We start from the raw sequence: 20,641 nt of genomic DNA, 5'->3' as shown, positions 1-20,641 counted from the left end.
CTAGCACCTTTCTTGGAGTGTAGTAACCTAAGTATATCGTGTTTGTCATCTATGTCTTTTATTATGTTCGAAATTAAGCATTAAAAAGTGTTGATGATTTCTCACCAACACTAGAATATGTAGAACCCAAAAAAGGAGCAGACCTGTAGACTGCTCCTTTTTCCTATGCTTCCTTGTTCATAAATACATAACCTAAGGCAATTCCCATAAACGAAATAATGAAATATGCAACTGATTGTGGTTGCGTTAGTCCGCCATACAATACAAACGAAGCACCTAATAACGCAAGACCTGGATAAACATATCCTTTGAAAACACCCAAGCGTTTCTGGGTTAGCTCTTCATATAATGTCCGTACATACAATGAGCTATAAAAGACATATGTAATCACAATCGGTAAACTATCAATCTGAAGCCCACTTAACGCTAATGGACCCACAGTGATTTGAAAGATACTCATGGCATGAAGAATCAGCCAAAACATTACGAGAGCAAAAGCAAGCCTTGCTGACGCTACCGGGATTCCAAGATGATCATTCATTGTCTTATATCGCTCCGAATGAGGGAAGCGATTGCGAATTGCCAAAGAATAAGGCAATCGGATGTAACCCAATATTAATCCATTCACAGAACCCAAAATTGAAATGATCACCGCAAGGTAAACCAATTTCATACCGATTGGTCCAAAAATCATTTCTGCAATGTAACCAACAGATCCATCACCCAAAGCCATCACTTGTTCTGGTCCTAACAAAGCATTAATTCCGACAAAATACGCGAGATAGATAGCAAGAATGATAATCGGAGCGACAATCAATGCTTTCGATAGATTCTTCTTCGGGTTCTCAATTTCATGTGCTATTGCCGGTGCAACAAACCAACCATCGTAGGAGAATGCGCACGCAATAAGGCCGACAAACAAACTTGAATTTAATCGTGATTCTTCAATTATTGGTGCAGCAAGATTGGAAGGATTTCCAAAAACCAGCCCCAATAGCGCTAATCCTAGCAAAGCACCTATTTTAATAACTAGCGTAATGTTTTGAAATAGCCCCGCTTGGTTACGGTTAAATATATTCAAGACAAATGTTGCGACGATAATGATTAATGTTATGATCCACAGTCTAATGTCTGTTGGATCTGTAATATTGAAGAGCAATCCAATATATATAGCACAAATCCACGATAGAATCGCAACAATTGCTGGAAAATAGAAAACAACTTGAAACCATCCAGAAAGGTATCCCATTGTCTTTCCCCATGCGAGTTCCGCATAGGCTATGAGTCCACCGGCTTCTGATGTTCGTTTCGCATACTCGGCAACGCAGAGCCCACCAAAGATAATGCCGAAAGCTCCGACGACCCAAAGTACGACTCCTAGAAGGACGCTGCCTTGGGTGGCAAACAGAATATCATCAGTTTTAAAAAAGATGCCAGACCCTACCACAATTCCGACAATCATGGCTATGGTTGTAAACAGTCCAAATTTTTTAGTTTCTTTCACAGGTGTTCCTCATTCTATATTAATTGCTGAGTATCAACGGTAACTTTCAGGGGATAGGTAAAACCATTACGCGCGAGCTCTTCTTTAAGTGTGGTTTTGATTGTGTCTACTACATTGAGTTTATCGGGTTCAATCACGAGATCAAACATCAGCGTGTCGTGAATAATTCGAACATCATGAAAATCAACACCACCATAGAACGTTCGTATATGTTTTTTTATAATTTGATAAATCTCTTTCATTTCGGGACTCTCGATATCTAATGGATCCATATGAATCGCCAACGAAATCCCTGTTTTGTTTAGAATTGTATTCTCCAAAGTATCGACAATCGTATGGGCGTCAATCAGTGACATTGTTTGATTAATTTCAACATGAACACTCCCGTATGTCGTATTTGATCCGTAATTATGAACCATTAAATCGTGATATCCTAAAATTTCGGAATTCGTATCCAAAATTATTTTTATTTCATCAAGAACTGATGCATCAGGGCGTTCTCCGAGAAGACTATTCATGAATTCACGGACCATTTTTAGAGCTGACCAAAGAATAAACAAGGATAAGCCCAGTCCTAAGTAGGCATCAATGGTATAGCCAGTCCAAAATTGAAAGCCAACACCAATCAGAACACCAGCGGTGGTCATCATGTCATTGAGACTATCTTGACGGGATGCTAGTAGCATGTCTGATTTGAGTTTTCGTGCTTGAACATCGTACATATATGCCATGAATCCTTTAGCAGCAATTGAAAATATCAGAACAAAGATGGCAAGCATCGAGAACGTTGTAGTTTGTGGTTCAATAATATTAGCTATCGATGTTTTGAGAACTTCCAATCCTAAAACACCCATAATTAAAGCCATCACAAATCCCGCTATATATTCAAAACGTTGATGTCCATACGGATGTTCGCGGTCTGCTGGTTTACCAGTGACGATAAAGCCAACCACTGTAATAACCGATGACATTGAGTCTGAAAAGTTATTAATACCATCAGCCATTATAGATTGTGAGTTCGCAATAATTCCTATCGTTACCTTAAAGACAGACAAAAGTAGGTTTATCGCGAGTCCCGCTAAACCTACTTTAATACCTTCTTTGTTTCTGTTTTTTTCGTTTAAATTTTCCATGTATTTATTATAACACAGTCAGTTTTAGATGAATCCCTGCTTTATCAACTATTTCGACCATATCGTCTGAAACTGTATAACGATAATTTTCGAGTGCTTGAAGATCTGCTTTAATTGGCTCGAGATTATTAACATAGATTGTTACTGAAGCAAGTCCAGTTGTATCTTCAGGGAGTGGTGTTAATGATGGTCCTGACCAAACGTTCAGGGCGATATCATGGTGATAACCACGTTTGGAAATAAAAATAGCATGTTGCATATCAGTAATCAAATCATAGCCGAGTCTATCCAAGTATAAATCACGTGCATCACGAATCGCATTCACTTGAAGGTGAGCATGACCTAAAATTGTTCCTGCTGGCATACCATACCATGTTGGATCCGTTACCAATGAAACTAAACGTTGAATATCTACCGGTTCGGTGGCAGCTTCCATTGTCCCGTCTTCATTCACAAGCCACTCTGAGCGTGGACGATCGGCATAGATTTCAATACCATTCCCCTCTGGATCATTCATATATAGTGCTTGGCTATAAATGTGGTCACCGGCACCACCAATATCAAATCCAACTGCGTCAAAGTGATACAGAATTTGACCAAGATATCGTTCCTCTGGCAATAGGATTGCGAGATGGTAGAGGCCATTGTAAGCTTTGGTTGCTTGTTTCACATCTTTCGATGTTATCAACTCTACAATTTTTCGATTATCAACGCCAAGCATCGCACGCGTTTCTGTTTCATTGATAATTTGTAGACCAATTGTTTCATTATAGAATTGCGTCATCATTTTTAAATCTTTGACACGTAACGTGACGTATCCAAGTAGCGCTTCATTATTTACTAACATAAGTAGTCCTCGTTTCTTTTCGATAACATAGTATCACAGTATGTTTAATATTTCTATTTTGAAACACTCAAAAATTTTAAAACCCCAAAGAAAAAAGATTTCGAAGAAAAAGAAGAACTTGAAATATTCGAAAATAGGGTGTATGATTGAAACATAAAGGAGGGACGCTATGTTTAATTGGGTAACTGGTAATGCACAACTCGAGATTGTGACATTAAACAGTAACAACATAACACTAAACCAGAATGCTGCATCTCACTTTCAGGCAAGTCAGTATGTTTTGGTTGGTTTTTCACAAAATTCTGAGATTGGAATTAAACCGGTCTCAAAACGTGATATGGATTTAAATGCATATCCAAAAGAGAACCTACATAAGATATCAATTGGTAAAGGATATGCTAAAATAAATAATAAGGCACTGTGTGATTTAATTTCTGCTAAAGTTGGCAAACCGTTAACAGGACAAAAAATCTATGCTCGATTTGATGAAACAGAAAATGTTCTTATCTTCGACATTGATGCTTTATCAAATGGGGAGGAGGTACTTGTATGACAGTGTTTTGGATTGTAGTAGTTATTGCGATGATTGTCATCGAATTACTAACTGCAGGGAATTTAGTTTCTATATGGTTTGCGATTGGGGCAATTGCAGCAACTGCTGTGGCATTCTTTACAGATAGCGTTCTCATCCAAGTCATTATATTTGCATTTGTTTCGATTGTTTCTCTAATCTTAATTCGTCCATTTACGACGCGTTTATTACGAGGAAATGTTATCGCAACAAATGCCGACAGTCTTATTGGTCGGAAAGCAATCTTGTCAGAAGCAATTGATGAAGACAAGTGGGGAATGATACGTCTCAATGGTACTGAGTGGTCTGCAACAACTTCGGATTATTCAGAGCTTCCAAAAGGAACGCGTGTTGAGATTATAGCAATAGAGGGTGTTAAATTAATTGTTAGAGAGATCAAGGAGAACTAGAAACAATGGAAATTTCAACAATGATTATTATTGGACTTATTTTGGTTATTGCGTTACTCATTATTGGGTACTGTATCCGAGTAATTCCGCAATCCAATGCGTATGTCATTGAGCGCTTAGGGGCATACTCACATACATTAGATAAAGGGATGCATTTGATTCTACCATTCGTCGACCGCGTCGCTAATCGTGTCTCATTGAAAGAGCGTGTTCAAGACTTTGCGCCACAGCCTGTTATTACTAAAGATAACGTCACGATGCAAATTGATACAGTTATTTACTTCCAAATTACAGACCCAGTCTTGTTTACATATGGTATTCACAATCCAATTAATGCGATTGAGAACCTTACAGCAACAACACTTCGTAATATAATCGGGGACTTAGAACTCGACCAAACCTTAACATCACGTGATATCATCAACTCACAAATGCGTGCGATTCTTGATGAAGCAACTGATCCATGGGGTATTCGTGTTCAACGTGTTGAAGTTAAAAATATTATTCCACCACGTGATATTCAAGAAGCGATGGAAAAACAAATGCGTGCTGAACGTGAACGTCGTGAATCCATTCTACGTGCCGAAGGGGAAAAACGTTCCGCAATCCTAATCGCTGAAGGGGAAAATGAAGCTGCTATCTTACGTGCTCAAGCTAAGAAAGCTGCAATGATCGCCGAAGCGGAAGGGGAAGCAGAAGCAATTGACAAGATTCTTACTGCGCAAGCAAGTGCTGCCTTGAAACTTGAAACTGTATCTGCAGATAATGCCTATATCAAATTGAAGAGCCTTGAAGCTTTAGAGAAAGTAGCTGATGGAAAAGCAACGAAAATTATCGTTCCTTCAGAACTTCAAAATATGGCATCTCTTCTTGCAAGTGCAAAAGAAATTATGAAATCAGACAACTAAAACAAAAAAAAGCATTCACCGAAACGATGAATGCTTTTTTTTATTATGCATTGGCCATCAATAATTGACATGCAGGACAAATTCCATACAATTCCAATTGATGTCGCGCGATAATGAAGCCTGTGCTTTCCTCGACACGGTCTTCATAATTATGTAATGGACATCCTTCAATAATTTGAAAGAGACCACATTCAGTACAAATAAGATGGTGCTTATGACCATGGTGTTTAAATTCATAGACGGTTTGGCTGGGTTCACTCACCAATAGTTTGGATACTAATCCCTTTTCAACAAACAAATCAAGGGTGCGGTAAATCGTCGAAAGATCTAACGTACTCTTTAGTGATTCAAAAATTTGATTAATGGTCAGCGGTTGGTTACTCTCTTTTAAGAGTGATAACAATTCATCCCGTTGCTTTGTGTACTTAATTTTATGATTTTTGAGTTCTTCTCTCATCACTACGACACCTCCTTAATAAGTTCGGTTGATTCCTGAATCAGTTCTTTGTGACCCATGCCTCGTGTCACATCGCTCAGCTTGTCTAGAGCGTCTAGTGAAAGGACACGAACATCATAGACTGCTAGAGTATCATATTGGCGTTCCATAACTGTACCTACTGACCCTGCATAGACTTCCACATCATTGGTAAACTCATATGGAAAGGACACACGGAATAGAAAGACACGTTGTGGTACTAAGACTTCCGCTTCCTGGATTCCAAGCGTGACACTTGAACCGTATGCACGGATAAGACCGCCAACACCCAACAAGATTCCACCATAATAGCGTACGACTACTGCAATGACATAGTTCATCTTATTACCGCGTAAGACCTGAAGCATTGGAAGTCCTGCACTTGATGACGGTTCGCCATCATCATTCGATCGTTCAATCTCACCAACAACATATGCACTGCAATGGTGCGTTGCTTTCGGATGTTCTTTTTTTATCGCACGCAGGTATTCTTTTGCATCAGCTTCCGTTTGTACCGGTGCCAAATAGGTGATAAATTTCGATTTTTGGATTTCTTGCTCAGTGATTACTGATTCTTTAATTGTTTTGTAGTCTATTGGTTCCATGCATACATTATAAAGCATTTTGATTTCAGTTGAAAGACTGGCGACTTCAGTAGATAGTTTGACATTCAAAGTATTTAATTATATAATGCTCGCATTGGAGGATTACCATGAAAAATTATGCAATTGTCTGTGACACATCAGTCTCCTTAACACCCGAACAAGCGGCTGCAATGAATGTCACAATTACACCACTTACACTTATTCACAACAATAAAGAATATCTCGATCAAGTTGAAATGGGCTATGATGCTGTCAACGATTTACTCCGTAACAAAGAGCATCTTCAAACATCTCAACCAAATCTTGGACTCCTTATTACAACATTTGAAACTTTGAAAACTCAAAACTATGATCATATTTTCGTATTGGCTCTTACATCATCATTATCTGGAACTTACAATTCCATGAATCAAGCCATCCAAGAAGTTGGTTTAGATAATGTTTCGCTCGTGGATACCCGTTCTCTTGCTGGAGCCGTACAACATCTTGTTCGCTTCGTAAATGAACAAGCTGCAGCCAACAGCTCTGTCGCCGCAATTCTCTCTGGAATTGATGCGATGATTCCAAAGATCACATCATTTGTCTACCCACAAACATTAGATCAATTAAAAATTAGTGGTCGAATTTCAAAAAGTGCAGCAACTTTAGCGTCTCTACTTAAAGTGAAGCCAATCCTATACTTAAAGAGTGACTTGGATACGATCGAAAAATTTGGAACAGCACGTACAGAAACGAAAGTCTTTGACATTATTATCAAAGCGATGCGTGATGACAACGTGACACCGGAAACCCATGTTATTTACTACTTAGACAATGAGGGTGAAGAAATTGTTGCACGGGCAAATACTGCCATTACCGAAGCATTGGGAACATTTGAAACACATGCATCTAAATTACCAGCTGTTGTCGCTGCTCATGCAGGGCTTGGAACGATTGCAATTCAATGGGCACCAAAGTTCTAAATATGAGCACAACATGCGTTTATGGTATATAATATTAGGATACTAGGAGGTTGAATTATGAAAACTGCAGTAGTCGTTGACAGCGGAAGCAACTATTACAACGAAGTAGATCGTAAGGAAGGACTCTTTGCTATTCCACTACAAATAATAGATGGAGATCACGCTTACTTAGAAAGCGTTGAAATATCAATAGATGAAGTAAACCAGAAACTCGCATCTGGAAAACTGCTTCAAACGTCGTTGCCATCTTTGGGGAAAATTGAGGAACTTTTTACAGAAATTAAAGAAATGGGCTACGAACAAATCTTAGCCGTTCCAATTACAAGCGGTATCTCAGGAACAATCAATGCAATGGTAACAGCTGCACAGTTTGCAGATATCAAGTTTGAATACATCGACTGCTTTACCGCAGCGCGTATTGAATTAGACTTAGCATTAACAGCACGTGATTTATTAGATGAAGGCAAGTCAATCGAAGCAATTCGCGCAATCTTGGATGATTCCATTAAGAATAGTGATACCTATATTATTCCTGATGATTTGAAACATCTCTCTCGTGGTGGTCGTTTATCACCACTTGCAGCAACATTGGGTGGATTCCTCAAGATCAAGCCAATCTTGCATTTAAACCACACAACAAATGGTGTCATTGATCCATTCGGTAAAGTTCGCACAATGTCTAAAGCGATTGATACTGTCATCGCACATATGCAAGATGTTGGCGTTGGTGCTGGTTATACGATAACGGTTGTTGATGTCGATGCACCCGAAGCATTAGAAACAACGATTGATAAGTTGAAGACAGCTTTCCCAGAAGCAAAACTTCATACAGGACCTCTAATTTCTACAGTTAGTGTTCATGTTGGAATCGGATCTGTAGCTTTCCAATACATGAAAAACCCTATAATTTAGACCGCGATATGCGGTTTTTTTGTTTTCTATAACACCAATTCATACTTTAATGACAGATTGTATAACTTTATAATATGTTTATATATGATGATGTTAGGAGGTTAGTCATTATGATAACAACATTAATTATTGATAGCGATTCAAAATATTTAGAAACATTAAGTAAAGGGCTTGAAGCAAACAACTACAAAGTGCTAACCGCATCGTCTGCCATGGAAGGCATTGAGCAATTTGCAATGAAAAATTCATTACTCGTCATTTCCGAATACGATCTTGATGATACAAACGGAATCAAACTTTTAGCATCAGTGAAACGCATGGTACCGACAGCACGCACGGTCCTGATGACAACATCACTTACCGATGCTATTGAAATTGAAGCACTCGATGAAGACATCGATGTTGTTTGGGAAAAGAATAAATCCATTAATGTTTTACTCGCATACATGGAACGCATGTTTGATTCTTACTTTGATAAATCAACACAACTTTCATTGTTCTCAATTTCCGAGAATATGTTGATGGATGTTGATAATCAAGTCATCACTAAAGATGGTGTTGATATTCCAATGACACCGATTGAACTTGGCATTATTGGCCATTTCTTAGCAAACCGTGGTGATGTCGTTTCACGGCGTCAAATTATTGATAACATCTGGAACGAGCCCTATTCTGAAGAGCTCGAACGTAAAGTTGATGTACATATTCGTAATATCCGAAAGAAATTAAATCTTTCTTCAATCTACACTGTGCGTGGTAAGGGTTATCGCTGGAGCGAAAACCCACACCGCGTATAATTGTGTAGGGAACACAAAAGAAGACACCGCATGAATGCGTGTCTTCTTTTTTTATACTCTGATTGATAAGTAGCGTGCAATGCCACTTATTTTGATGTTTGGCGTGTTTGCATCAATGAAAGCTGATTCGCCTTTTTTAAGCTCAACAACTGTATCGTTTTGTGTAATTGTGAGATAGCCATCGACAACCACAATCCCTTCAAATGATGTATCGTCAAGATAATAATTTTTGAAATCATCAAGAATGACTTCTGTCGTTGTAAAGTAATCACAACTTACAAGAATTCGACTTTGGTAGCCGTCGGAAACAACAAATGGCTCCTGGGCTTCAAATGATGTATCTTTGGGTTCTAAATTTGATACGTCGATCGCTTGTTGGATATGTAATTCGCGCAAATTACCATTCGCGTCTTTACGATTAAAATCATAGACACGATACGTTGTGTTTGAATTTTGTTGAATTTCACAGATAACGATTCCAGCACCAATTGCATGAATCGTTCCCGCTTCAACAAAAATTACGTCGCCTTTGCTTACTGGAACTTTATTGAGAACATCGAGGATGGTGTTCGTTTCAATCGCTTCCTTATATGCTTCTTTGCTTAGTGATGTCTTTGTACCATAGTAGATGGATGCACCGGGTTCAGCTTCCAAGATATACCACATTTCCGTTTTACCGTACTCATTTTCATGAACTTTAGCATACGCGTCCTCAGGATGGACTTGAATGGATAAGTCTTGTTTAGCATCAATAAATTTAACGAGGATTGGAAAGTATTCAAATGCTTGTCCTTTGGTACCAAGAACGTGGCGACCTTGGGCAGCAATGTATTCTGGTAATGTCTTCGCAACACCTGGATAGTCCACAAGATAACTGGGTCCATCTTTATGGGTTGATATTTCCCAACTTTCGGCAAGTGGCGTTAATGGTGTTTCTTTGCGATAGGATTCTTTGAGTTTATTACCACCCCAAAGGTAGTCTTTGTAAGATGGTGATAGCTTGATTACGCTCATATCATACCTCCAGCAAATACATTGAAGGCATATAAACCACCGCCGATTAGACCATTATCGTCGCCTAACTCCGCGCGTTTAATATTTACATTTTCAACTTGGACCGCATAGACTTTGGCTTGAACACGTTCGGTAACTTTTTCTACAAAGTTCGGAATTTTCAATGCAACACCACCTCCCAATACAACAACACCGGGATCGATAACACCAATTACAATCGCAATCATGTTTGCAAGATATTCAATAGCATCATCAATAATAGCTTCAGCGACCATATTGCCTGATTGTGCAAGTTGATAAACATCGCCAGCATGTTGTGCATCGAGTCCTTGTTGTTTGGCACGTTGTGTGATTGCCGTCCCACTGCAAATCGATTCTACAGAGCCGGGCTTCAAATCACCCAACTGTGGGCCGTCCTTCCATAAAATAGCATTGGCCACCTCTTGCGCAAAACCGTGTGATCCTAGAAAGATATTTTCGTTGATGACTAAGCCACCGCCCAGTCCTGTACTAATCGTAAAGTACTGAACAACATCTTCACCAACACCAGCACCTTTCATAGCTTCGGCATAACCTGCTAAGTTTGCATCATTTTCTAAAATTACGGGTAAATTCCAAAGCTTTTCAGCTTCTTCTTTAAATTTGAAGTAATGCCATCCTGTTAAGTTTGGTGGAGTGAGAACGATTCCCTTCTTTAAATCTAGTGGTCCTGGGCAAGACACACCAACGCCAACACAAGGCTCACTAAAACTTTGAATAATCTCGTAAATTCCTTCGAGTGTCGCGTGTGGATTATCACCCAACGTTGTGAAGGACTGACGTTCAATAATGTCGCCTGTTTGACTTATTAGAGCAACACGTGTGGATGTTCCTCCAATATCAACGCTTGCAGCATATTTCATAATTATTGTGCTCCCTTCTGTGTTTGGAATGCAGCCACTGCTCCGACTAAATTGGCATCATTGAGGAAATGGCACGCCTTAACCGATACGTCGACACTTTCAAGACCTGCATTGCTTAACATATCTTGAATTCGTGTTGTAACTGCCGGTATTAAATCAGGGTTCTGGCTAACACCACCACCAATAATGATGGAACTTGGATCTGTCGTAAATTGTAAATTATATAGACCTAACGCGAGATAATCATAGAAGTTATTAACCTCGTCGATTGCAAGTGCATCCCCTGCTTTTGCGCGGTCAAATACTTCTGCACCCGTTATGCTATCTTCAGGAATTCCTAGACGACGGGCGTACCGCTCAGCCATGTGGACAGCGGTACCAAGCATACTAAACGATTGTTTTCCGTCAAGAATCATGCAGCCAAATTCACCACCAAAGAGATTATGACCTCTTTGGATTTCGCCATCGACGATGACCGCACCTCCGATTCCTGTTCCAACAACCACAAAAAGTACGTTTGATTCTCCACGTGCAACGCCTTTCCATGTTTCCGCAAGTGCAGCACAGTTGGCATCGTTATCGATGCTTACCGGCAAACCAAAAACGGATTCAAGGTCTTCCACAATAGGGAAATGGTGGATATACTCGATTGCTGAAATACCACCAATAACACCTTTCGCAACATCAACACTTCCAGGGGCTGAAAGTGCGATGCCCGAAATGTCATAAGTGATTTTTAGATTTTGATAAGTTTGATTGAGACTATCTTTCATTTCATCCCATGTAGCAGGTGTTTTGAATTGATCTGTCATTTCGAGCGTATCATGATTCCAGATACCGTACTTGACAGCACTTCCTCCCATATCAAATGCTAGTATTGCCATGTTCCTATTCCCCTTCCTGTTGTGATTGAATAAAGTCACGCATCCAGAAGCTACTTGCTTTAGGTGTTCGTTTTTGTGTTTCAAGGTCGACGCTGTAGAATCCGTAACGGTTCCGGTAGCCATTGAGCCATGACCAGCAATCTACAAATGTCCACATGTGATAGCCAAAGCAGTTTGCCCCACCAGCAATTGCTTCAGATAGGTACTGTAGGTGTTCTTCAACAAATTCAACGCGGTAGGCATCTTGAATCATGCCATCTTCATCCTTAAAGCGGGCCTCATCTGCGACACCCATTCCATTTTCCGATACATACCACGGCATGTTGTCATATTGTGTTGTGATGAGGTTTGCGATATCTTTAATCGCTTCAGGATATATCTCCCAACCGCGATATGGATTCATACGACGTTCTGGCCAAGCATAGGCTTCGTAGAAGTCTTCGGGCATCGTTGCAAGACCCTCGAGTTTCTTCGATGGGGCTTGGACACGGCGTGGTTGATAATAGTTAACGCCTAAGAACTCAGCTGTATTTTCCCGAATAATTTCTAAATCTTTTGCATTGGTTTCGGGAAGAAGACCATGTTCTTTAAGAAGATTGACCATGAAGGGATCAAACGTTCCTTTGACCATGGCATCCATAAAACTCGTAATGTTTAAAGCGTTCGCAATCCGTGTTGCTTGAACATCATCTTTCGAATCAGAGCGACCATAGACTGGGGTTAGGTTTAAAATGGTTCCGATCCGAATGTCTGAACGAACATTACGCATTGCTTTGATAGCTTTTGCATGGGCTAAAATCGTGTTATATCCCGCTAAGATAGCAAGTTTGAAATCAACAATCGCTGGATAATGAAATTCATATAAATAGCTGCATTCAACATGAACAATAGGTTCGTTAAATGTTGTCCAGTCTTTCACTAAATCTCCAAACTCTTCGATACATGTTTGGGCATAGAAGGCAAAATGGTCCGTAACTTCTGCATTGGTCCATCCACCCTTTTCCATCATCCACCACGGCATATCGAAGTGAAATAAGTTAATAATTGGATGAATACCTTTATCGATCATTGTTTGGAAGTAATCACGATAGTAAGCGACTGCTTCTTGATTCAGTATTTTGCCATCTGGCAATAATCGAGTCCATGAAATCGATGTTCGATACGAGTTTAGATTCATATCGCGCATGCGTTGAACATCCTCTTTGTAAAGTTTGTAGACATCTGAGGTTGTTTGTGGGCCCACGTTTTGATCAAATCGTTCAGGGCTCAATTCAAACCATTTATCCCATGTGTTTAAAGATTTCCCACCACTTAGGTTAGACCCTTCTGTTTGAGGTGCAGAAGCCGCTGCACCCCACAGAAAGTCTTTTGGAAATCTCATTTTATTTGACATCTGGAATACGAATTGTTCGAATCTCAGCGGCTTTGAGCGTTGTATCGTATGGTTTGTCCGTGACAATTTCAATGAGACTAGAATCATAAAGTTGTGTGCCTTCAAAATCGACATGAATTGTTGTGGCATCATCATTACTTAAGTTGAACATGCGAACCATGATATCTGTTTCGTGTTCTTTACGTTTGAGCGATGTTACATATGCGTCTGCTGCATCGACAATAAGGTATTGATGTTTGCTTGCGAATGTTCCTGAATGAACAGCTGCCTGTGTAGTGATGAATGGAACTTGAATTCCTTTCATCGCACGGTAGTATTCATGTTTGTCATCACGACCATGGAAACTTACAGCATAGGACACTGTTGTTTCACCAAGAACTTGTGCTTCTGGTGTTGGGAAATATCCCCAATCACCCATTTCTCCAGCACCGCGGTGAATTGTGACTGCAAGATACTGGTCATCCAATACCTCATATTCATGCAATCCTGTATTCCCAACAATCATTCCTTTTTCCTCAGTTGTAATGGCGGAGAATGCTTGTTGGTGTTGTGGGTTTGTTGGATTTTGCCATGATTTTGAGACTGCATTAGGACGTGTTACAACTTCATAAATACTTTCTGATTCATGTGTTGGTACCGACATTGAACTGTTGAAAATAGCACGAACACGATGGTCCTTCGCTTGATTATTAAAGTGTGTCTCAAATTTTAGAATTGGGCTGTCTGCCTCAAGCGTCATAATCGTTTCGAGTGTTAATGGGATAAGTTTTGTTGAGCGTTTTGACAAACGTTCACGCATTTCCGTCACTGATTCTTGTTCTATTTTGAGTAGATCCTCAGCCGCTTCAGGAATCATCATCGTTTGAGTCATCTTCATGCGTTTTACTAAAGCAGTGTCATCAAGCATCGTTACTGTTGCATCCAATCCTTTGGATGTGATGAATGTTCCATCAAGAGATTGCTTGAAGATATATTCATTCCCGATATCTCCTGCATCATCAAAACAAAGAACATCTTCATAAGTATGACCGTGTACTTTATCCTCAATATCGATTTGTCCGGTATTGGAGACAGATACACGTAATGATGCGTTTTCCAATCCTTTGAATGATGATACGAGCGGTTCGGGTGTTCCTTCAACAAGTGCAAATGTCTCCCATGAGAAAGACGGCATCATTGCCATATTTAAACGTACGGTGATGTAGCGTGCAAAATGAGGTTTACGGAAAGCATCCTTTGGCAAATCATAGTTGTACTTCACATCTGAACTTACGATTTCAAAAGGTACCGATTCCCCACTTTCGTTGATTACGAGGACATCTGGTGTCCCTTTTTCAACAAGTTCGTAGTAATTTTCCTGCGGTTTACGATCGTTAAATGGGATTCGTTCCCACTCTACTTCAACTTCGACTAAACCAGACTTTTCTTGACCTTCTGTATTGAAAACAACAAATGGACGTGATGCTTTCGGGAAAACGTCTGTATTTAAAGCAGTTTCAATATGACGAAGTGCTTCGTCACGTACAAAATTACCAACTTGTTTTGCATCTTCAAAACGAGTCATCATTCCGCGGTGAATACTATCAACACCACATCCACAAATCGAATCATGAGGATGGTTTTGCATTAGCTTCTTCCAAGCGTATCGCAACATTTCATGTGGATAGTGACCCGTTACATCGGTCGCAATTGTAGCCAAAGGTTCTGTAATACGTTCTAGAAGATTTTGAATTGCAACGTTTTCTTGTTTTAAGTAAATTCGTGATGATGATGTATTCGCTAATGTATACCACCCATCTGTTTCTTGACTTGTTAGTTCACCTTTAACGGTCCCGATATCTTCAGGAAGTGTCGCTTTGACCGCCTCAATATAATCCGGAAAGTTACTATGAATGAATTCGTAGTCTGGATACAATTCATTGGCAAGAGCGATGGCTTTTGCTACGTCTTTTTGAATTGGTTGATGGTCAACACCATTCATCATGAGAAGGTGTGGCGTGGATGCATAACGTTCTGCATCGGCAAGTTTCTTATCCCAAAACGAAATTGCTGCTTCGCGTTCAGCTGGGATTTCATTACCATTGCTATACCAGTTGGCAAACAAGATACTGAAGATTTCAGTACCATCAGCGCCTTCCCAGTTAATTTCAGAGTATTTTGAAGTGTAGTCTTCATCAACAACGACGTTATTGAATCCTGTCGTTTTGACCCCACGACCATATGCAACTGCGTCCATATTTCCTTGTTTCATCATTTGTGGTGCTTGTCCCATGTTGCCAAATGTATCTGGGAAATATCCAAGTTTTACGGGTTCACCCCATTTGTAACTCTCATCGAGACCTACAAGCATGTTTCGTGCATTTGCTTCAGCACTAATCAAGAAATCATCTTGTAGAATGTAGAAAGGTCCAATGAAGAGTTTTTGGTCACGAACAAGTTTTTCTAGTTTCTCACGGTTCTCTGGACGCACTTCAAGATAGTCATCCAATGATATTGTTTGACCATCGAGGTGATAGCTTTTATATCCTGGGTCATTTTCGAAAACTTCGAATAAGTCATCGAAGAGTTCGATTAAGCGCATATGATGTTGCTCATATGGCATGTACCACTCACGATCCCAGTGGCTATGTGAAATGATATGTACTGTTTTTTTCATATTATCGTTTAACCTTTATATCGAAGAAATCCATGACAAGTTCACAGAACATCATGTTTGCCCATGAGAACCACTCACGGGTGAAGTTTGTTGGATTATTGACATCGAAACTTTCGTGCATCATTTTTGTTCCACCATCGGTAGCTACTAATGTATTTAGGATTGCTGCTTTTGTAGCTTTATCATTGGTAGTTAAGCCTTCAATTGATAATGCGATTGGCCAAATGTAGCCTTCTGGAGTATGTGAACTTCCACATCCACGTGCAAATTGTCCTTCATAAAAGTATTTGTTTTTAGGACTCAAAATATGATTACGCGTGTTTTGATACAGAACATCATCGACATCACAGAATCCTAAGTAAGGAGCTGCAAGGAGGCTTGGGACGTTTGGATCATCAATTAGTAGGGCATTGCCTAAGCCGTCAACTTCATAGGCATAGATATCTTTTTCACCGTTTGAGAACACTGCGAAGTCTTCGATTCCTTTCTTAATTTCAAGTTTGAGTTGTTGCGCTTGGTTTGCTAAGTTTGCATCAACATTTACGGTAGTAAAAATCGTTTCCATATATTCAAGAACAACAACCGCAAACATATTTGATGGTACTAAGTAGTTGTATTCACATGCATCATCGCTTGGTCTAAATCCTGACCAAGTCATACCTGTGCGGGCAACTTCACCACCACGACCACCATTGGTTAATGTGTCTTCTTTTCGATCTGTTGGACGTTCAAAATTGTATGGGGATCGCGTATGATCTTGCTCGACTACCCATAAATCAATGACCGTTTTTGCAACTTGTTTGAAGCGATCGTCGAAGATTGTTGCATCTTGAGTATGTTGATAGTAAAGATAAGAAAGTTGGATTGGGTAGCATAATGAATCGATTTCATATTTGCGTTCCCAAATGAGAGGGGTCATGGTTGTATCATCGGTTTGATGACCTGCGCCATTCGCATCTTCATTAAATGCATTGGCATAAGGATCATGAAGAATCATGTCAAATTGCCGCGAAATCACACCACGAATCATGGCTTGAATATCAGCATCACGTTCAGCAATGGGTAGATATGGACGTACTTGGGCTGTTGAATCACGAAGCCACATTGCCGGAATATCTCCTGTCAGTACATATGTATCGTCCTCACTGATACGTTTGATTGTTGTAAGCAGTGTATTTGAATACACGTTTTCAAATATTTCTGACCACCCTTTGTGTTCTTCACCACAAAGTTCAGCAATTTCATTCATAAAATCACGTACGGATTTTGGCATTTCTCTATAGACTGTCATAGTTCCTCCTAAAGTTGATATACCAAGATATAGTTACCAGTTACACTTCAATTTTATTCTTTATACAATAGGTTTTTAATGGACAAACTATAGGTCTTTGTGTACGAATTATTGGATTGATTTTTCTTGATATAACAAGTAAAATGTAGATGATATACCAACCAGGAGGCATTATGACCAAACCTCTATACCAAACAATTAAAGAGCACATTAAAAACGACATTTACCATGGCAAATACCACGCTCACGACCAGTTACCAAGTGAGAATGATATTGCTGCCACATTCAATGTCAGTCGTATTACATCAAAACGTGTTTTAAACGACCTTGAGCAAGAAGGCCTTATTTACCGCAAACGTGGTCTTGGGAGTTTTGTAAGTCCAATAGAAAAAATCACGGCTTCGCGTGATTTAACCGATATTCTATTTATTATGCCTTTTCCCGATACTTACAGTTTTGGGAATTACACGCAAGGCATTCTTCAAGCACTTCAAGATACACCCTATCGTCTGCAAGTACAGCAAAATAGCAAAATTTCAGCCGAACAGCTTCAAGATATTGCGACAAATTATGCCGGGATTATCTTCTATCCATTCAACAACAACGATATTTTAGAATATGCTTATCCTCTCTATTTGCTCAATGTTCCAACCGTAATCTTAGATAAAGAAGTATCCGGTGTTCCCTTTTCAAGTATTATTTCCAATAACTTTCAAGGGGGATATCTTGCAACACAACACCTAATTGATCAAGAGTTGAAAAATATTGCCTATATAAGTACCACACGCATAGAAGATGTTTCATCAGTTCGTGAGCGCTATTTCGGGTATCTCAAGGCTCTTAGCGATTCGGGATTGAATCACAATGCCAAGCCGATCTATTGCAACCTAACGAAGAATGCAGATGACTTTAAAGATTTGATTCACGTTCTGATTGCATCAGGAATCAATGGTATTGTGTGTGAAAACGACATTCTCGCAATTTCTATTATGAATGCCTTAACACATCTGAATTATTCGATTCCACACGATTTCAAGATTGTTGGTTTCGACAATACCCAGGCTTCACAATTCGTCAATCCACCACTTACAACCCTTGAGCAGAACTTTAAGCAGATTGGGATGCGTGCAATGCAGCACTTACTTAAAATTATCCAAGATCCAAATACACCACAAGAACGACTGATTATTGATGTTTCACTCATTAAACGCGAATCTACGCACAATTAGGAGACTTTATGACACACGATACAATTGATACACGCGTCGGGACACAAAACTATCCCGGTTATTCAAATGGTAACACCCTCCCTTTCACCGGAGTTCCCTTTGGCATGAACTACTTTGCACCACAAAATGATGAAGGGTCATGGTGGTTTAATCCAAGCAAACCATTATTTTCCGGTTTTCGCTGTACACACCAACCGAGTCCTTGGATGGGTGACTTCAGTAGTTTTTTAATAACTCCCTTTACAACCGATCCACTTATCCGCAGTGTGTTTCACCTTCAAAGCAGTTATCGCATTGAAGAAGCTGTATACAATCCAGGATATCTCAAACTTACGAGCCAACGCTATGCCCTTGAGTCAGAACTAACGGCATCAACTTACGGAATGAAGCTTCAGAACACAAGCTTACGTTCTGAAGCAGTCTGTTTTGTTGTATCAGCAATCAAAGGTATCCATGATATCCATATTGACGAAAACACCATTTCATATGCTGTCGTGAATGCTTCAGGTTCCGAAGATCCAAACTTCACAATGTATGCACATATGACGTTAGACGTTCCATTCACCGCCGAAGCAAGTACTTTTGAAGATGGCACTGACATTATCATTATTCGTACGACTTCATCACATCCAACCATTACCGTTGCGACATCTTTTATCAATTCGCAACAAGCAAAACTCAATGCATCACGCTTACCATCAACCTTTGAAAGCATGCTAGCAAATGCGAAAGATGCATGGGAACAAAAACTTTCCAAAGTTGAAGTAACTCACACTGACAAAGAAGCTGTCAAAATGTTTTACGCTGCGCTCTATCGTTGTTTCCTTTTCCCTCAAACATTCTATGAAATGGATTCCAACAATGAGCCTATCCACTACAATACAATTACGCGATCGAGTGCACCAGGAGTCTTATTTACCAATAACGGATTCTGGGATACTTATAAATCATTATTCCCGTTCTTTTCCCTTATTGAACCCGAACACTATGAACTGATGCTTGAAGGTTTCCTCAACAGTTTCCATGAAGCCGGATACCTTCCTAAATGGCTTTCACCTGATGAACGCGGACTCATGCCAGGCACTCTTGTCGATGCAGTTATCAGTGATGCGCTCACAAAAGGGCTCGCTCACGATAAGATTGAGTCGTTGTATGAGGCGATGAAACAATCTGCAACAGTCGAATCGGAGAATCCACAGTATGGCCGCCGCGCCGTCAATGACTATTGGAAGTATGGTTACGTTCCATCATCCTACCATGAAAGTGTCAACCAATCGTTAGATAACAGTTACAGTGATTTTTGTATCGCACAAGTAGCAAAAATGATTGGACGTACCGATGATTACCAAACATTCATGGAAAGTTCAAAAAATTATGCGCAACTCTTTGATTCAAACTCAGGATTGATGCGTGCAAAAGATACAGATGGCAACTTCAGTGATTCATTTAGTGATATCGAATGGGGACATGCGTATACCGAAGGATCCTCTTGGCAAAACTCTTGGGCTGTGTATCACGACTTTGCAGGTCTTATTAAGTTATATGATTCAAAACAAGCCTATCTTGATAAAATTACGCATCTTGTGAACCAAAAACCGTACTTCACATCAGGAAGTTATGGCTTTGAAATTCACGAAATGAGTGAAGTCGCTGCGATTGATTTTGGCCAAATGGCAATTTCAAACCAACCAAGTTTCCATATTCCTTATCTCTTCACGTATGGTGGCGAGCCGGCTTCAACACAAGTTCTTTTACGAAGCCTCATGCGCGAAACATTCAAACCCACATTCACAGGTTACCCCGGCGACGAAGACAATGGTAGTATGTCTGCATGGTATGTCTTCAATGCTATGGGATTCTATCCAGTTAGTCCCGGAACACAAGAATATGTCGTGGGTATTCCTTTCTTTGATACCGTTACAGTAAATCTACCAAACGGTGAAGTACTCCAAATCAATACCGAAAATAACACGCGTCATCATAATTTCGTTTCCAAGATGATGAAAGATGGGACTGAGTATACAGCACTCTATCTCAAACACAATGATCTTATTCAAGGTACGCAACTTGATTTCGAGTTAGGAATTGTTCCTCGTCAGCGTCAATATACGGATGATGAACTTCCATTCTCAATGTCAAAATAAACTA

19 protein-coding genes are annotated in these 20,641 nt (G+C 39.8%); 8 read left to right on the top strand and 11 right to left on the bottom strand.

Features of this window, described 5'->3' with window-relative positions; translation table 11 throughout:
• Positions 1-163 precede the first annotated feature (163 nt).
• From GVV20_RS05315 to GVV20_RS05305, 3 genes are read right to left on the bottom strand one after another with little or no spacing between them, the layout of a single operon-like run.
• Entirely contained in the window at positions 164-1,504 is a 1,341-nt protein-coding gene (locus GVV20_RS05315; RefSeq protein ID WP_159741656.1) for an APC family permease, read from the bottom strand.
• Positions 1,505-1,518: 14 nt separating this feature from the next.
• Positions 1,519-2,637: a cation diffusion facilitator family transporter gene (locus tag GVV20_RS05310; protein ID WP_159741657.1), complete on the bottom strand. Its 1,119-nt coding sequence runs from the start codon at positions 2,635-2,637 to the stop codon at positions 1,519-1,521.
• A gap of 7 nt (positions 2,638-2,644) precedes the next feature.
• Positions 2,645-3,484, bottom strand: a complete 840-nt coding sequence (locus tag GVV20_RS05305) for a VOC family protein (protein ID WP_159741658.1) — start codon at positions 3,482-3,484, stop codon at positions 2,645-2,647.
• Positions 3,485-3,653: 169 nt separating this feature from the next.
• Here GVV20_RS05305 and GVV20_RS05300 point away from each other — a divergent pair, with 169 nt between their 5' ends.
• Genes GVV20_RS05300 through GVV20_RS05290 form a run of 3 tightly spaced genes read left to right on the top strand, consistent with a single transcriptional unit; the run spans position 3,654 to position 5,373 of the window.
• Positions 3,654-4,037 (top strand): hypothetical protein, encoded by a 384-nt coding sequence (locus tag GVV20_RS05300; protein WP_159812732.1) that lies wholly within the window; start codon positions 3,654-3,656, stop codon positions 4,035-4,037.
• Positions 4,034-4,465 carry an NfeD family protein gene (locus tag GVV20_RS05295; protein ID WP_159649165.1) on the top strand — a complete coding sequence of 144 codons (432 nt, stop codon included), beginning with the start codon at positions 4,034-4,036 and terminating at the stop codon, positions 4,463-4,465. Before GVV20_RS05300 ends, GVV20_RS05295 begins: the two co-directional genes overlap by 4 nt.
• Positions 4,466-4,470: 5 nt before the next feature.
• Positions 4,471-5,373: an SPFH domain-containing protein gene (locus GVV20_RS05290; RefSeq protein ID WP_201287517.1), complete on the top strand. Its 903-nt coding sequence runs from the start codon at positions 4,471-4,473 to the stop codon at positions 5,371-5,373.
• Between the two features lie 43 nt (positions 5,374-5,416).
• Here GVV20_RS05290 and GVV20_RS05285 read toward each other — a convergent pair whose 3' ends face one another.
• Positions 5,417-5,830: a Fur family transcriptional regulator gene (locus GVV20_RS05285; RefSeq protein WP_159634739.1), complete on the bottom strand. Its 414-nt coding sequence runs from the start codon at positions 5,828-5,830 to the stop codon at positions 5,417-5,419.
• A 2-nt stretch (positions 5,831-5,832) separates the two neighbouring features.
• Complete coding sequence (locus GVV20_RS05280; RefSeq protein WP_236261775.1) at positions 5,833-6,453, bottom strand: IMPACT family protein; 621 nt, start codon at positions 6,451-6,453, stop codon at positions 5,833-5,835.
• A gap of 107 nt (positions 6,454-6,560) precedes the next feature.
• On the opposite strand from GVV20_RS05280, the gene GVV20_RS05275 reads away from it, so the two are divergent.
• The 3 genes from GVV20_RS05275 to GVV20_RS05265 all read left to right on the top strand — a co-directional run bounded on the left by GVV20_RS05275 (position 6,561) and on the right by GVV20_RS05265 (position 9,124).
• Positions 6,561-7,415 carry a DegV family protein gene (locus tag GVV20_RS05275; RefSeq protein ID WP_159741262.1) on the top strand — a complete coding sequence of 285 codons (855 nt, stop codon included), beginning with the start codon at positions 6,561-6,563 and terminating at the stop codon, positions 7,413-7,415.
• A 57-nt stretch (positions 7,416-7,472) separates the two neighbouring features.
• Complete coding sequence (locus tag GVV20_RS05270) at positions 7,473-8,327, top strand: DegV family protein (protein ID WP_159741263.1); 855 nt, start codon at positions 7,473-7,475, stop codon at positions 8,325-8,327.
• Positions 8,328-8,437: 110 nt separating this feature from the next.
• Positions 8,438-9,124, top strand: a complete 687-nt coding sequence (locus GVV20_RS05265; protein ID WP_159812730.1) for a response regulator transcription factor — start codon at positions 8,438-8,440, stop codon at positions 9,122-9,124.
• A 51-nt stretch (positions 9,125-9,175) separates the two neighbouring features.
• Here GVV20_RS05265 and GVV20_RS05260 read toward each other — a convergent pair whose 3' ends face one another.
• The 6 genes from GVV20_RS05260 to GVV20_RS05235 are packed head-to-tail and all read right to left on the bottom strand — an operon-like array spanning position 9,176 to position 17,264.
• Positions 9,176-10,138 (bottom strand): type I phosphomannose isomerase catalytic subunit, encoded by a 963-nt coding sequence (locus tag GVV20_RS05260; RefSeq protein ID WP_159741473.1) that lies wholly within the window; start codon positions 10,136-10,138, stop codon positions 9,176-9,178.
• Positions 10,135-11,040 (bottom strand): ROK family protein, encoded by a 906-nt coding sequence (locus GVV20_RS05255; RefSeq protein WP_159741474.1) that lies wholly within the window; start codon positions 11,038-11,040, stop codon positions 10,135-10,137. The genes GVV20_RS05260 and GVV20_RS05255 overlap by 4 nt, the downstream gene beginning before the upstream one ends.
• Positions 11,041-11,042: 2 nt before the next feature.
• On the bottom strand, positions 11,043-11,924 hold the full coding sequence (locus GVV20_RS05250) for an ROK family protein (RefSeq protein WP_159741475.1): 882 nt from the start codon (positions 11,922-11,924) through the stop codon (positions 11,043-11,045).
• A 4-nt stretch (positions 11,925-11,928) separates the two neighbouring features.
• Positions 11,929-13,305 carry a glycoside hydrolase family 1 protein gene (locus GVV20_RS05245; protein WP_236261774.1) on the bottom strand — a complete coding sequence of 459 codons (1,377 nt, stop codon included), beginning with the start codon at positions 13,303-13,305 and terminating at the stop codon, positions 11,929-11,931.
• A 1-nt stretch (position 13,306) separates the two neighbouring features.
• Entirely contained in the window at positions 13,307-15,973 is a 2,667-nt protein-coding gene (locus GVV20_RS05240) for an alpha-mannosidase (protein ID WP_159741477.1), read from the bottom strand.
• A gap of 1 nt (position 15,974) precedes the next feature.
• Entirely contained in the window at positions 15,975-17,264 is a 1,290-nt protein-coding gene (locus GVV20_RS05235) for a glycoside hydrolase family 125 protein (protein ID WP_159812728.1), read from the bottom strand.
• Positions 17,265-17,437: 173 nt separating this feature from the next.
• On the opposite strand from GVV20_RS05235, the gene GVV20_RS05230 reads away from it, so the two are divergent.
• Complete coding sequence (locus tag GVV20_RS05230) at positions 17,438-18,493, top strand: substrate-binding domain-containing protein (protein ID WP_159812726.1); 1,056 nt, start codon at positions 17,438-17,440, stop codon at positions 18,491-18,493.
• An 8-nt stretch (positions 18,494-18,501) separates the two neighbouring features.
• Entirely contained in the window at positions 18,502-20,637 is a 2,136-nt protein-coding gene (locus GVV20_RS05225) for a GH92 family glycosyl hydrolase (RefSeq protein WP_159741552.1), read from the top strand.
• Positions 20,638-20,641: the final 4 nt, after the last annotated feature.

It is taken from the genome of Erysipelothrix aquatica, from assembly GCF_009828775.2.
GTDB lineage: Bacteria > Bacillota_I > Bacilli_A > Erysipelotrichales > Erysipelotrichaceae > Erysipelothrix > Erysipelothrix aquatica.
Note: the sequence above shows the minus strand (reverse complement) of the source record. Positions and strands in the feature narration are given on the sequence as shown.

What these genes read in the sequence shown, in the direction of transcription:
- GVV20_RS05250 (WP_159741475.1), bottom strand. Translation starts at nt 11,924, where the DNA reads ATGGCAATACTAGCATTTGATATGGGAGGAAGTGCTGTCAAGTACGGT.
- GVV20_RS05265 (WP_159812730.1), top strand. Translation starts at nt 8,438, where the DNA reads ATGATAACAACATTAATTATTGATAGCGATTCAAAATATTTAGAAACA.
- GVV20_RS05270 (WP_159741263.1), top strand. Translation starts at nt 7,473, where the DNA reads ATGAAAACTGCAGTAGTCGTTGACAGCGGAAGCAACTATTACAACGAA.
- GVV20_RS05290 (WP_201287517.1), top strand. Translation starts at nt 4,471, where the DNA reads ATGGAAATTTCAACAATGATTATTATTGGACTTATTTTGGTTATTGCG.
- GVV20_RS05240 (WP_159741477.1), bottom strand. Translation starts at nt 15,973, where the DNA reads ATGAAAAAAACAGTACATATCATTTCACATAGCCACTGGGATCGTGAG.
- GVV20_RS05275 (WP_159741262.1), top strand. Translation starts at nt 6,561, where the DNA reads ATGAAAAATTATGCAATTGTCTGTGACACATCAGTCTCCTTAACACCC.
- GVV20_RS05225 (WP_159741552.1), top strand. Translation starts at nt 18,502, where the DNA reads ATGACACACGATACAATTGATACACGCGTCGGGACACAAAACTATCCC.
- GVV20_RS05260 (WP_159741473.1), bottom strand. Translation starts at nt 10,138, where the DNA reads ATGAGCGTAATCAAGCTATCACCATCTTACAAAGACTACCTTTGGGGT.
- GVV20_RS05285 (WP_159634739.1), bottom strand. Translation starts at nt 5,830, where the DNA reads ATGAGAGAAGAACTCAAAAATCATAAAATTAAGTACACAAAGCAACGG.
- GVV20_RS05230 (WP_159812726.1), top strand. Translation starts at nt 17,438, where the DNA reads ATGACCAAACCTCTATACCAAACAATTAAAGAGCACATTAAAAACGAC.
- GVV20_RS05300 (WP_159812732.1), top strand. Translation starts at nt 3,654, where the DNA reads ATGTTTAATTGGGTAACTGGTAATGCACAACTCGAGATTGTGACATTA.
- GVV20_RS05305 (WP_159741658.1), bottom strand. Translation starts at nt 3,484, where the DNA reads ATGTTAGTAAATAATGAAGCGCTACTTGGATACGTCACGTTACGTGTC.
- GVV20_RS05245 (WP_236261774.1), bottom strand. Translation starts at nt 13,305, where the DNA reads ATGAGATTTCCAAAAGACTTTCTGTGGGGTGCAGCGGCTTCTGCACCT.
- GVV20_RS05255 (WP_159741474.1), bottom strand. Translation starts at nt 11,040, where the DNA reads ATGAAATATGCTGCAAGCGTTGATATTGGAGGAACATCCACACGTGTT.
- GVV20_RS05310 (WP_159741657.1), bottom strand. Translation starts at nt 2,637, where the DNA reads ATGGAAAATTTAAACGAAAAAAACAGAAACAAAGAAGGTATTAAAGTA.
- GVV20_RS05235 (WP_159812728.1), bottom strand. Translation starts at nt 17,264, where the DNA reads ATGACAGTCTATAGAGAAATGCCAAAATCCGTACGTGATTTTATGAAT.
- GVV20_RS05280 (WP_236261775.1), bottom strand. Translation starts at nt 6,453, where the DNA reads ATGGAACCAATAGACTACAAAACAATTAAAGAATCAGTAATCACTGAG.
- GVV20_RS05295 (WP_159649165.1), top strand. Translation starts at nt 4,034, where the DNA reads ATGACAGTGTTTTGGATTGTAGTAGTTATTGCGATGATTGTCATCGAA.